Source organism: Amycolatopsis sp. BJA-103 (assembly GCF_002849735.1).
GTDB lineage: Bacteria > Actinomycetota > Actinomycetes > Mycobacteriales > Pseudonocardiaceae > Amycolatopsis.
On record NZ_CP017780.1, the window covers coordinates 3,656,732 to 3,668,588 of the forward strand.

An 11,857-nucleotide genomic window follows, 5' to 3' on the forward strand; every position below is an offset into this window, starting at 1 on the left:
TGACACTATTATGAGCATTTCCTCAGTTCTTGGGTACTCGCTTTCACCGGCGCGCGGGAGGTGTCCGGACCAGGGCTTGCGCGGCTGGCGGGGCGGGTTGCTCACGTTTGCCGGGCGACCGGGGTGGCGGTGAGGCGTGGGTCGGGACCGTGGTCCGTAGACAGCAGCGCGGCGCCGGAGGGCACTGGGTCGGGGTGGTCGTGAGTGGCGATTCGGGTTGGAGCGGGCCGGTGTTTGCCTACCTACGCGTGCCCAGGGCGAAGGTGTGGTGCGGTAGTCGAGGGGGTCGCTCCGGTCTCGGAGTTCGACGACACCGGAATCTCATCGCGGCAGGTTCGAGTGTGGAGCTCACGCGTGTGCCGGGCGTTGACGATGAAGGAATGGGGACGTTGAGTGTCCCGATTCCTTCATCGTCGAGGGGTCGTTCCGCTCTTGGTACTTGATCAACGGAGGATCGGGGACACTCAACGTCCCCGATCCTCCGTCGATCAAGACCGTGCCACCCCCGCAACCTCGCGGACGGCAGCCGAGCGGGGAAGATTTGGGACGTTGAACGTCCCAAATCCTCCCCACTCGCTCACATCGGCATCCAGAACAAGGTCTACAAGCCACCGAGATGGCATCGGGATCCAGTGGGTAGGCAATGCAGGTCCACCAGAACCCGAATCGCCACTCACGACCACCTGGACCCACGCCTCACCGGACGCACAGCGCGGCCTACGGAGACTCGTCCGATTCCGGATGCAGGCCCGGCCCGTGATCGGGGCCCTCCAGCCGCGCGATCGGAGTCGGACTGAGCGACGCTTCGTCCTCCCCCTCCTCCAGGAGGGTCGCCGCGGCGCCGACCACCTTCAGATCCGGCTCGCCGACGGTGTCCTTGTCCTTGTCTGCGTAGTCGACGCGCGCGAGCACGCTGCGCATCGCCTCGACGCGCGCGCGTTTCTTGTCGTTGCTCTTGACCACCGTCCACGGCGCGATCTCCGTGTCGGTGGAACGGAACATCGCGACCTTCGCCTCGGTGTAGGCGTCCCAGCGGTCCAGCGATTCGACGTCGTTGGCACTCAGCTTCCACTGGCGCACCGGGTCGACCTGCCGGATCAGGAACCGGGTGCGCTGCTCGGATTTCGACACCGAGAACCACAGTTTCACCAGGATGATCCCGTCGTCGACGAGCATCCGCTCGAAGGTCGGCGCCTGCCGCATGAACCGTTCGTACTGGTCGTCCGCGCAGTACCCCATCACCCGTTCGACGCCGGCGCGGTTGTACCAGGACCGGTCGAACAGCACGATCTCGCCCTCGGTGGGCAGATGGTTCGCGTACCGCTGGAAATACCACTCACCCTGTTCGCGCTCGGAGGGTTTGCTCAGCGCCACCACCCTCGCGCCGCGCGGGTTGAGATGTTCGGTGAACCGCTTGATGGTGCCGCCCTTGCCCGCCGCGTCCCGTCCTTCGAACAGGATCACCATGCGGCCGCCGGTGGCCTTGATCCAGTACTGCAGCTTCAGCAGTTCGATCTGCAAAGACCGTTTCACCACGTCGTATTCCTCGCGCGACATCCGCGCCGGGTGCGGATAGTTCTCCCGCCACGTGTCGATCGGGGAACCGTCCGGGCGGCGCAGCACCGGGTCGTCGGCGTCCTCGTAATCGACGACGAGGTGTTGGTCCCTCAGTTCCGGGAAGTGCGCGGCGAGATCAGGCGATGGGTCGAGCACATGCCGCTGATACCCGTGTCCGGCGGCGCGCAAACGTGGCGATCAACCGCCGAGGCTCTCGGCAAAGCGCCGCGCCGCTTCGAGATCGTCCGAGCCAGGGCGGTTCTTGCTGATCCCGCCGACGAGTTCGAACGGGAGCCAGGTGTCGAAACCCCGGCACGAAAAGGTGCCCACCACGTCGAACCCCTTCCGGCCGAGGAGCCGCGACAGACGCCCGGTGTAGCGCCGGAACCGCGGCTCCGGAAGACCGCTCGTGCTGAACACGAACGCCTTCTGTCCCAGCTTCTCCGGCATCTCCTGCACGAACCGGCTCAGCCGCGGATGGAAGTCCATGCCGAAGATCCCCGAGCCGAAACCCACGAGGTCGCAAGAATCGAGGTCGGCGAGGTCGACCTCCTCGGGACTGACGACGCGGGCGCCGAGTACCTCCGCCATGACCTCGGCGACCCTCTCCGTATTGCCGTGGGACACCGAAACACACACGATGACGACCTTCATCCGATCCTCCACTTCGCGGTCCTTTCCTTGTGGACCGGACAGAGGCTGAGACCGTGACACCCAGTGCCGTGTCGTGCGTCACCTCACCCCGCGCGCAGGTGGTCGCGCAGAGCCCGCGCCACGCGGGCCATCAGCACCTCGGCCTCCGGCTGGATCGCCGCGGGCACCCGGGATTCGGTCAGCGCGGCGATCGCGTAGATGCCGCCATCGGCGTGTTCGACCACCCCGACCTCGTGCCGCAGGTTCAGCAGCGTGCCCGTCTTCGACGACCATTTCGTGGCGTCGGAGACGAAGTCGGGACTCAGCCGTTGACGCAACAGGTTGAGCCCCATCAGTTCACGCACCCTCGACGCCACCTCGTCGTCCACTTTGGACGGTGTCCACAGCGCTTCGAGCAGGCCCGTGAACGCGCGGGCCGAGCCGGAACTCGCGCGCGTGACGTCGAGCTGCGGAACGGGATGTCCTTGCCCCGCGGTGCCCGCGTTGATCGCGAGGGCGTGCGCGAGGTGGACGTCCGTGGGGTCGAAGCGTTCCGCGGGCGTGTCGCTGAGGTCCGCGACCGAATGCCGCGCGGTGATCCCGGGAACTCCCCAGTCGCGCGTCATCCTGGTGACTTCGGCGGGCGACGTCAGCGCGAAGAGGGTGTCGGCCGCGGTTTCGTCGCTGATGGCCATGCTGAGGTAGAGCAGGTCGTCGATCGCCACCCTGGCCGGATGCCGGAACCGGGTCAGCCCGGTCGGCCCGGGCGCGGTGGCGCGGCCCGGCTGGACGTCGATCGGCGCCGAACCGTCGAGTTCGCCCCGGCGGATCCGCTCCAGGGTCGCCGCGGCGAGCGGGATCTTCACCAGCGAGGCGCTCGGGAACTCCAGGTCGGGGTCGATGCCGATCTCGTACCCGGTCCGCAGGTCTCGTACCAGGAAAGAGCCCCGCAGCCCGCCGTCGTCCAGTTCGGCGCGCAACCGCGAGAGCAGCGTTTCCGCGTTCATGTCGTCTCCTCGGTTTCGTCCGCGCCGAGACACCGGGCGATGTCGGACCACAATCGTGCACGGAGCCGCTGCGCGTCCTCGCCGAGCCCCGCCGTGATCTCGAACCCGCGGGCGAGCCGGATCTCCCCGATGGGCTGCCAGGCCAGGCCGAGTTCGACGGCCTGGGCCGTCGAACACAGCAGCAGATCGTCCGAGCCGTACACGGCCGCCGCGGCAGCGGTGAGCGAATCGGCGACGGCGACCTGCGCCGGCCGCAACCCCACCGAGTCGCGAATCCGGAACAAGCGGTCGCGGAGATGCGGGACGTCGTCCTCCGGCTGGATCCAGACCTGCCGGGGCGTCCGGCCGGACCGGCCGACACGCAGTGTTTCCAGGTGGAACGAACCCGTTCGCGGCCTGCCTCCACCGGCGACACCGAGAGGGACGCGCCACACGCCCTCTTCGGCGGGAACGGCGGTGAGAGCCGCGCGGACCTCTTGGGTGCGCACGAGTTCGGCCCGTTCCCGCGGCGGGGCCTGCCGGAATTCCAGGAAGACGTCCAGCGCCCGCGCCGCCGCGTCGAGTTCCGCGAGTTCGCGGGTGGGGCAGGTTTCCGGCATCGCGAGCCGCAGCGGGCGCAGTTTGGCTCGTTGCGCGTCGTGCTCCATGGCGTCGGCCAGGGTCACCAGCCGTTTCGCCGACGGCAGCATGTCCCTGCCGAACGGGGTGAGCCGGGCGCGCCGGGTGGAGCGGTCGAACAGCCGCTCGCCGAAATGCCGTTCCAGCGCGGCGATCCGACGGCTCGCCACCGGTTGGGGGATGCGGGCGATCGCGGCTCCCGCGGTGAAGGTCCCGGCCTCACTCACGCTCACGAACGCCCGGCAGCTGCCGATCAAGTCCACGACCACATACTATGCGGTTTTCGCATGGAACAGGTCATTCATGTCTTGGACAGCATGAACGGTGATGGCCAGACTGCGGACATCGAACGATCTTGAAAGGAATCACCGTGTCCGTCACTTCTCGCCGGTGGACAGGCCGAGCCGCGCTCCTGGCGCTCTCGGTCGTGTCACTCGCCGCGTGTTCCACTCCCGCTCCCGCGCAGCCGCCTGCCGCCCCCGCCGCCACCCCGGTCGCCGCGGACGGGCGAGCCGACTTCGAGCAGCTGGAACGCGCCTTCACCGCCAGGCTCGGGGTGTACGCGGTGGACACGGCGACCGGCCGCGAGGTCGCCTTCCGCTCCGAGGAGCGGTTCGCCTACGCCTCGACGCACAAGGTGTTCACCGCGGGCGGTGTCCTGCAGCGGACGCCACTCGCCGATCTGGACCGGACGGTCACCTACAGCCAAAAGGACCTGGTTTCCAACTCGCCGGTGACCGAGAAGCACGTCGCGACCGGCATGCCGCTGCGCGCCGTCATCGACGCCACCCTTCGCTACAGCGACAACACCGGTGGCAACCTGCTCTTCCGCGAACTCGGCGGCCCCGAGGGCCTCAACGCGGTGCTGCGCGGGATCGGCGACACCACGAGCCACGCCGACCGGATCGAACCCTTGCTCAACGACACCGCTCCGGGTGATCTCCGGGACACGAGCACTCCTCGCGCCCTCGCCGTGAGCTTGCGCGCCTTCGCCCTCGGCGACGCGCTTCCCGAGGACAAACGCAAGGTTCTCGTCGACATCATGCGCGCCAACACCACCGGCGACACGAACATCCGCGCCGGGGTCCCCGGCTGGCCGGTCGCCGACAAGACCGGCACGGCGGGCTACGGAACACGCAACGACATCGGTGTCGTGTGGCCGCCGGACCGGGCCCCGATCGTCATCTCGGTCCTGACCGACCGGGCCACCGCGGACGCCAAGATCGACAACAAGCTCCTCGCGGAGGCCACGGCGGCGGCGGTCAAGGCGCTTTCCTGACGCACCGGCCGGGGCGGACAGGAATCCCGTCCGCCCCGGCCGGCTTCACCGGATCAGCGGCGGCAAGGGTTGCCCGCCGGATGCGCGGCGGTGCCGTGCACGTCGGCCTGGGATTCCGCGAGCACGATCTTCGTGAGCACGGTTTCCAGCGCGACGGCCTGCTGCTTCACGACGCCGTTCGCCACGGTCTGGCCGTTGAGCTTCAGCGAACCGATGACCAGAGGGATGGTCAACGGGGCCGAGCCCACCGTGATCGCCTGACCGTTGATCTTCAGCGAGGCGACGTTCGAACTGCCCGCCAGGACCGGGGCGAGACCGCCCGGCGCCGGCTGGCAGGTCGCCGTGGCCTGCGACTGGATCACGCCGAGTTCGACGGTCAGCCCGAGCGTGCTGATCACCGTCTTGTCGATCTTGGCCGACGCCAGCGCGCGATCGCCCACGGCCGGGGCCACCGACTGGTTGTCCGGCGTGAGATCGGTCGACGCGGTCAGCACCTGGGTGTCCACCTTGATCAGGCCCGCGTTGAGCGTCGCGGCCGCGACGGTGCGGGAGTCGTCGGCACAAGGCAGGTTCGCCGGGTTCGCCTGGGCCACGATCACGCCGAGCACGTTCGCCGCCGTTCCCGTGCAGGAGAAGACGCCGTCACGATCGTCGTCGAGGATCGTGCCCACACCGATCGGATCGACGAGGCCCGCACCCGACGGGGCCGAGAGGTTCACCGTGAACGTCTCGTTCGGCTCGTCGACGGTGTCCGGGACGACCTGGACGGTCACCGGTTTGGTCGTCTCGCCGGGTGCGAAGGTCACCGTGCCACTCGCCGTCGAGTAGTCGGCGGGCGCGGTCGCGGTGCCGTTGGCCGTCGAGTACTGGACCGTCACCGGGTTCGGGCTCGGGCCACCGAGCAGCGAGACCGTGAAGGTCGCCGGGACCGGCGCTCCACCCGAGCCTTCGTTGACCGTCACGTCGTTGATGCTCAAGCCGAACACGCGCACGGTCGTGGTCTCGATGTACCCGCGCGAAATACCGTCGACCTGGTAGTCGACCACACAGTGGTAGGTGCCGGGAGCGGCGCTCGCCGACGCCGCGATCGTCTCGGTGAACGTGGCGACGTCGCCGCTGGTCACCTTGACGCTGCTGGGGACGTTCGTGACGGTGAGCTGCGGATCGCAGCTGGTCACCGTCGGGGTCACCGTGACCTCGATGGACTTGATGCCGTCCAGGATGGCCTGGGAAACCTGGCCCGCGGGGACGTTGTTCAGCAGCACGCCACCCGTGGCCGAGGTGATGGCGCTGGCCTGCCCGGTGGCGTCGAGGCCGCCGACGTTGACGGCGACCACGCGGATCTTCGCCGCCTGCAGTGCCGCGATGGTCTGCGCCAGGGTGTGCCCGCCGCTCGGATCGTGCGACGGCGCGTCGCCGAACCACGCGATGATGCGGGTGCCGTCCGGCCGGAAGGTGACCGCGCCGGTGGCCAGCTGGAACAGGGCGTTCAGGTTTGCTTCCGGCGTGTCGCCGCCGCCCGACGCCGCCCACTGGTTGATGCCGGTTTGGACCGCGGCGGTGTTCCCGGTGATGCCCTGATTGACCTTGAACGGCACCGAGTCGGTGAAGTCCTTGTACTCGGCGACGCCGAATTGCGCGGTCGGCTGCGCGGCGAGCACGTCACCGGTGATGGCGTTGGCGTTCGCCCGCACGTTGCCGATCGGGCCGCCCATGCTGCCCGTGGTGTCCGCGAGCAGGACCAGGTCGGGGTTCGGCGGCACCGCCGAGGTCGTCACGTTCTTGGTCACGGTCGTGCTCTGCCCCGCGTTGAGGGTGAGATCGACCGTGGCCGGGTCCACCCCCGGTGGGGCCGCGGCGGCGACCGCGGTGGAGGCGAGCATCGCCGTCACGGCGGTCAAAACGACGAGCAGTGGTCTTCGCGTCATGGACTTCCCTTTCGAGAACCGGCGGCGGCCGGATTTCCTGTGGGTTGCCTGAGAAAGACGGAATACCCGGCTTTTCGTTAGCGCCTGACCCGGATGTCACCCGGAGCGCCGTATGTCAAGGCGCTCAACGAGTCATCGGCGTGAACGCGGGCTACGCAGACCATGTCCGCACTGCGCCGTCCTGTTGAAGGACTTTCGGCGCCTCTCACTCTTTGGTGTGAGAGGCGCCGGATACTTCTGCGTTTTCCGTGATCACCTCGCCGGACGAAAATCGCGTTCGTCCGGAGTTCACCGGCGAGTATTCACCGAATGTCGCAACGCCGTCCGCCCGCCGATATCTCAGCGAGACACGATTTCGACGCGGTCACTGTCCTTATCGGAGAGAAACGACGCCAGTTCCTGTCCCTGATCCGCGATCGCGGTGCGGTCGGCGCGGGCGAGCTCCCGCAACGGGGTGACGACCACGGTGCCGTCCACGACCGTCCACTTCGCGGCGACCCGGCCGTCGACCAGGACGACGCGTTCACCGGCGACCGACAGCCCGCGGTGGACGTCGTCGATGATCCGGCCGCGGTCGTGGTAGCCGAGGATCGCGTTGTCGAACGCGGGCAGGAACCGCACCGGGGCGGGGATATCGGCGTCGGGAAGTGGCGCGCCGGGCAGATCCAGCAGCTCCCGGCCGCGCTCGTCGCGGAAGGACACCAGCTCTTCCCGCATCGCCGCCACGGCGGCGGGCAACCCGGCCACGCCGCACCAGGCACGCAGATCGGCCGAGGCGGCGGGACCGAACGCGGCCAGATAACGCCGGACCAACGCCTGGCCCACCGGATCGGAACCGTCCGAAGAGGCCTGGTCGACGTCGCGCCCCAACCAGGAGGACACCATGGCGTTGCGGACTCCCGCCTTCGTCCGCCACAGTCCGCGCGGCGGCAGCTGCACCATCGGGACGAGCGCGGCGACCAGTACCTCCCCCAATGCCCGCGTCCCCGGCTCCGGCCAGCGTTCGGCCACCGCCCGCGCGAGTTCGCTCATCGACCGGGGCTCGCCGTCGGCCAGCACCGCGCGGCCCGCTTCCGCGAGCTCGTCGAGGTCCACCCCGTCGAGCTCACGGCGATAGACCCCGAGAACCCGCTGAAGGAGCATGGGATCGTGGCGAGCACGCCAGGCGAGGACGTCCTCCGCGGTCAGGAGGTGAACGGTGCGGCGCATGAGATGGGTCCGCACCACCCGCCGACCGGTCAGCAGGTCCGAGAGCGCCGCCGGGTCGAACGCGCGCAGCCGCGACCAGAGCCCGACGAACGGTTCCTGCGGCTCCTGCGCTTGCAGACCGCACAGGTGCGCGACGGCGTCGAGGACCGGCATGTCGGCGCGATCGAGCAGCAGCTGCCGGGCCAGCGTCGCCCGGTTGAGCGCCCGGGTGTCCAATACGGTCATCGGGTCACGAATTCCTCACCGTCGAAGGGGTTGCGACAAACTATCGCAGGAGAAGCGGTCAGTTCGTGTCCGCTTCTCCGGGCCATACGCGGTCAGCACGCCGACGCCCGCCGAAACCACCGCCAGCACCGCGAATCCCCAGGGCGGCAGCAGCGTCGCCCCGTCGGGGTGGGTGCTCACGACGAGCCACGTCGAGACGGCGGCCGCGACCGCGATACGCGGGACCGTCCACGCGGCCGCCGCCCCGGGCACCAACGGCCAGGCGAAGTACCAGGGAAAGACCACCGGCGCCAGCACTACCGTCGCCAGCAGCGCCAGCGCGGCTCCTCGGACCGCCGCCGCACCGCCCGCCCGTGAACGCCACCACAGCCACGTCACCAAAACGGTGAGGGCGACCCCGCCCGCGATCCGGCACGCCGCGACGGCGTCCACTGAGCCGGGCAGCACCGCCCTGCCGAGCTTTCCGAACGCGGTCGGGATCGACAGCCAGGGTTCCAGCCGCGAATTGCCGCTCAGCGCCCGGATCCAGCCGAGATCGACCCCGGCGACGACGGTGCACAACCCGAACGTGGCGACCACAATGGACACCGCGGCCGCGCACACGACGAAGAAACCACGCGGCGAAACCGGTCCGCCTGATCGCCTTGCCGCCCATACCCACACCAGGAACGGCAACGCCACAGCCGCGGGAACCTTCACCGCCGCGGCCAGCGCGACCGCCGCGAACCCGGCCACCGGCGCATGAGAAAGCACGAGCGCCGTGCCTGCCACGAGCAGTCCGGCCATCAGCAAGTCGTTGTGCCCGCCCGAAACCACGCAAAGCACGGTCAGCGGATTTGCCACCGTCATCCACAGCGCATTTTCCGGCCGGGCACCGAGATGCCGGCACAGGACAGGCACCGCGAAACAGAGCAAGGCCAACCCTGTCGCCATCGCCAGCCGGGTCAGGAAAGCACCGAGGACCAGGTTCTCCCCGGTCACGGCGAGCACGCTCTTCACGATCAGGAGGTGCAGCGGCCCGTACGGCGACGAAATGTACGACCAATCGCCGGTGGCGTTGGCGGTGATCGGACCGGGAACCTCGGCGGGAACGTGCGTGTACGGATCGAGGCCGGCGTGTGCCACCGCACCCTGCGCGAGATAGGTGTACAGATCCGTGCTGAACAACGGCGGCGCGCACAACAGCGGGACGCACCACAGCCAGGCCGTCCGCACGACCTCACGAGCGCTCGTCCGGCCCGCGCGTGTCGAGTGTCCTAACCGGACCCATGTCACCAGCAGCACGACGAGACCGAGGTACAGCACGGCGGTGGCGAGAGTCCGTACGTGCCCGGACAGCACGGGACCGTGCCGCAAGGTCGCACCAGCCCCGAACGCGCCGAGCGAGATCAGCACGGACCCGGCCGCCCCCACGCTCTTTCCGTTGAAGATCATGCGGCAGGTCTAGCCAGCCGGTCATCCCGGGCCGTTAAGATCGGCTTTTATCGGGCCTTTATCCGTCCGGCCTTCTACTGAGGCACGTGGGGAATAGTTGATGCGCGTACTCGTGGCCGAAGACGAACGGATGCTGGCGGACTCCATCACCGAAGGTCTGCGGCACCTGGGCATGGCGGTGGACGTCTGCTACGACGGCGATGCCGCGCTCGAACGCGTCGCGGTCCACCGGTACGACGTCGTGCTGCTCGACCGCGACCTCCCGCTGGTGCACGGCGACGAGGTCTGCCGGAAGATCGCCGGAGGCGACGGGGAGACACGCGTACTGATGCTCACGGCCGCGGCGGGCATCCGTGACCGCGTCGACGGGCTCGGCCTCGGCGCGGACGACTACCTCACCAAGCCGTTCGCCTTCGCCGAACTCGTCGCCCGGGTGCACGCGCTGGCCCGGCGAGCCCGTCCGGCGCTGCCGCCGGTGCTGGACCGGGCCGGCGTCGAACTGGACCCGGCGAAACGGTTCGCGTCCCGGGACGGGCGCCCCTTGCCGTTGTCTCCCAAGGAGTTCGCCGTCCTGGAAGTGTTGCTGCGGGCCGAGGGACGGGCCGTCAGCGCGGAAGAGCTGCTGGAGAAGGCATGGGACGAACACGCCGACCCGTTCACGAACACGGTGCGGGTCACGATGATGACGTTGCGGAAGAAACTCGGCGCACCACAGGTGATCCACACGGTGCCCGGCGCGGGCTACCGGCTGGGTACCTGAGGCGGGCACGGGCGTCGATACGAGGCCGCGTCGAACTGGTTTTCCTCGGTGCCCTGCTCGCGCTCCTGCTGCTGGGCTATCCGCTCGCCAAGTCGGCGGGCATGGTGCTCGGGACCTTTGCGGACCACGACTTCTGCCCGCGGGACACCGGCTGCGCCGATGTGGCGGGCGGGCTCTTGTGGAGCCTGCCGCTCGTCGCGACGGCCGTGCTCCTGATCTGGCTACGGCGTCCGGTGGCGTCGTGGGTGCTGCGGCCGTTACCCGAGCTCACCGCCACCGTCGAGCTGCTGGGGCCGCAGAACCTCGGCCAGCGCATGCGGCTGGAGCAGACCGACGGCGAAGTACGGGCGCTGGCGGAGGCGGTGAACAGGATGCTCGACCGGGTGGCGGCCGGTTTCGAAGGACAGCGCCGATTCGCGGCGAACGCGTCGCACGAGCTGCGTACACCGCTCGCGGTGCAGAGGACGCTCGCCGAGGTCGCGATGGTCACCGGCGGGGGCGACGACGTCCAGCGGCTGGCGGCGCAACTTCTGGTGGTCAACGAACGCAACGAGCGGCTGATCGAAGGACTGCTCGTGCTGGCCGAGGCGGACCGCGGGCTGCCCGGCAGCGTGCCGGTGCGGCTGGACGAACTGGTGGACTCGGTACTCACGCAGTTCGACGAGCGGCTGGCCGAGCACGAGCTCACCCTGCGCCGCGAGATCGCCGAGCGCACCGTGTCCGGTGAGGCAGTCCTGCTGGAACGGCTGATCGCCAACCTGATGCACAACGCGATCAAGTACAACCGGCCGGGCGGCCGGGTCGAGGTGGTCGTCGGGGACGAGCCCGCGCTGAGCGTGCGCAACTCCGGTGAGCGCGTGCCCGCCGAAGCGGTCGGCTCGCTCTTCCAGCCCTTCCGCCGCCTCACCGCCGATCGCACGAACCACCGCGACGGAGCAGGCCTCGGACTGTCCATCGTGCGCTCGATCGCCACCGCGCACCACGGCCGGGTGACCGCTGTCCCCGGCGAGGACGACGGCCTGCGGGTCGACGTGGTTCTGCCCTGATTCCCCATCAGGCGGCGAAAACGGTACGGACGACGGACTCGAGGTCGCGGAGCCGATCTGCGAGCAGATTGGTCGCGATGCCGGGGAGTCCGTCGATCAGGTCCCGGTACCGCGCGTGCACCGGGCGTGCGTGACAAGCTCGAATTTACCGGAAGGCCGAG

General features: G+C 69.1%; 10 protein-coding genes. 3 read left to right on the forward strand and 7 right to left on the reverse strand.

All coding sequences use genetic code 11. The annotated features are described in order from the left end of the window. Positions 1 to 717 precede the first annotated feature (717 nt). The 4 genes from ppk2 to BKN51_RS15880 form a co-directional block, all read right to left on the reverse strand. Positions 718 to 1,713 carry a polyphosphate kinase 2 gene (gene ppk2 / locus BKN51_RS15865; protein WP_217359075.1) on the reverse strand — a complete coding sequence of 332 codons (996 nt, stop codon included), beginning with the start codon at positions 1,711 to 1,713 and terminating at the stop codon, positions 718 to 720. Positions 1,714 to 1,755: 42 nt separating this feature from the next. Beyond that, positions 1,756 to 2,211, reverse strand: a complete 456-nt coding sequence (locus tag BKN51_RS15870; RefSeq protein ID WP_101613237.1) for a flavodoxin family protein — start codon at positions 2,209 to 2,211, stop codon at positions 1,756 to 1,758. Between the two features lie 83 nt (positions 2,212 to 2,294). After that, positions 2,295 to 3,197 (reverse strand): serine hydrolase, encoded by a 903-nt coding sequence (locus BKN51_RS15875; RefSeq protein WP_101608408.1) that lies wholly within the window; start codon positions 3,195 to 3,197, stop codon positions 2,295 to 2,297. Then, entirely contained in the window at positions 3,194 to 4,084 is an 891-nt protein-coding gene (locus tag BKN51_RS15880; protein WP_101608409.1) for a LysR family transcriptional regulator, read from the reverse strand. The genes BKN51_RS15875 and BKN51_RS15880 overlap by 4 nt, the downstream gene beginning before the upstream one ends. Positions 4,085 to 4,179: 95 nt before the next feature. On the opposite strand from BKN51_RS15880, the gene bla reads away from it, so the two are divergent. After that, positions 4,180 to 5,094, forward strand: coding sequence for a class A beta-lactamase (gene bla, locus BKN51_RS15885; protein ID WP_369862392.1), 915 nt, complete (start codon positions 4,180 to 4,182; stop codon positions 5,092 to 5,094). Between the two features lie 53 nt (positions 5,095 to 5,147). Here the strand turns inward: bla and BKN51_RS15890 are convergent, their stop codons facing one another. From BKN51_RS15890 to mptB, 3 genes are all read right to left on the reverse strand, one after another. Continuing rightward, positions 5,148 to 7,022: a Calx-beta domain-containing protein gene (locus BKN51_RS15890; protein ID WP_168214333.1), complete on the reverse strand. Its 1,875-nt coding sequence runs from the start codon at positions 7,020 to 7,022 to the stop codon at positions 5,148 to 5,150. A 339-nt stretch (positions 7,023 to 7,361) separates the two neighbouring features. Then, positions 7,362 to 8,456 carry a winged helix DNA-binding domain-containing protein gene (locus BKN51_RS15895; protein WP_101608410.1) on the reverse strand — a complete coding sequence of 365 codons (1,095 nt, stop codon included), beginning with the start codon at positions 8,454 to 8,456 and terminating at the stop codon, positions 7,362 to 7,364. Positions 8,457 to 8,471: 15 nt separating this feature from the next. Beyond that, the gene (mptB, locus tag BKN51_RS15900) at positions 8,472 to 9,890 is read right to left on the reverse strand and encodes a polyprenol phosphomannose-dependent alpha 1,6 mannosyltransferase MptB (RefSeq protein ID WP_101608411.1); all 1,419 of its coding nucleotides are present in this window, start codon (positions 9,888 to 9,890) and stop codon (positions 8,472 to 8,474) included. 100 nt (positions 9,891 to 9,990) lie between these two features. Between mptB and BKN51_RS15905 the strand changes: the two genes are divergently transcribed. Next, positions 9,991 to 10,650: a response regulator transcription factor gene (locus tag BKN51_RS15905; RefSeq protein WP_101613240.1), complete on the forward strand. Its 660-nt coding sequence runs from the start codon at positions 9,991 to 9,993 to the stop codon at positions 10,648 to 10,650. A 101-nt stretch (positions 10,651 to 10,751) separates the two neighbouring features. Further along, on the forward strand, positions 10,752 to 11,696 hold the full coding sequence (locus tag BKN51_RS15910; protein WP_233223140.1) for a sensor histidine kinase: 945 nt from the start codon (positions 10,752 to 10,754) through the stop codon (positions 11,694 to 11,696). The last annotated feature ends 161 nt before the right edge of the window (positions 11,697 to 11,857 follow it).

Excerpts from the sequence above, each read along its gene's own strand:
- BKN51_RS15910 (WP_233223140.1), top strand. The coding sequence starts at position 10,752 with ATGGTGCTCGGGACCTTTGCGGACCACGACTTCTGCCCGCGGGACACC.
- BKN51_RS15905 (WP_101613240.1), top strand. The coding sequence starts at position 9,991 with ATGCGCGTACTCGTGGCCGAAGACGAACGGATGCTGGCGGACTCCATC.
- BKN51_RS15895 (WP_101608410.1), bottom strand. The coding sequence starts at position 8,456 with ATGACCGTATTGGACACCCGGGCGCTCAACCGGGCGACGCTGGCCCGG.
- BKN51_RS15890 (WP_168214333.1), bottom strand. The coding sequence starts at position 7,022 with ATGACGCGAAGACCACTGCTCGTCGTTTTGACCGCCGTGACGGCGATG.
- BKN51_RS15875 (WP_101608408.1), bottom strand. The coding sequence starts at position 3,197 with ATGAACGCGGAAACGCTGCTCTCGCGGTTGCGCGCCGAACTGGACGAC.
- BKN51_RS15870 (WP_101613237.1), bottom strand. The coding sequence starts at position 2,211 with ATGAAGGTCGTCATCGTGTGTGTTTCGGTGTCCCACGGCAATACGGAG.
- mptB (WP_101608411.1), bottom strand. The coding sequence starts at position 9,890 with ATGATCTTCAACGGAAAGAGCGTGGGGGCGGCCGGGTCCGTGCTGATC.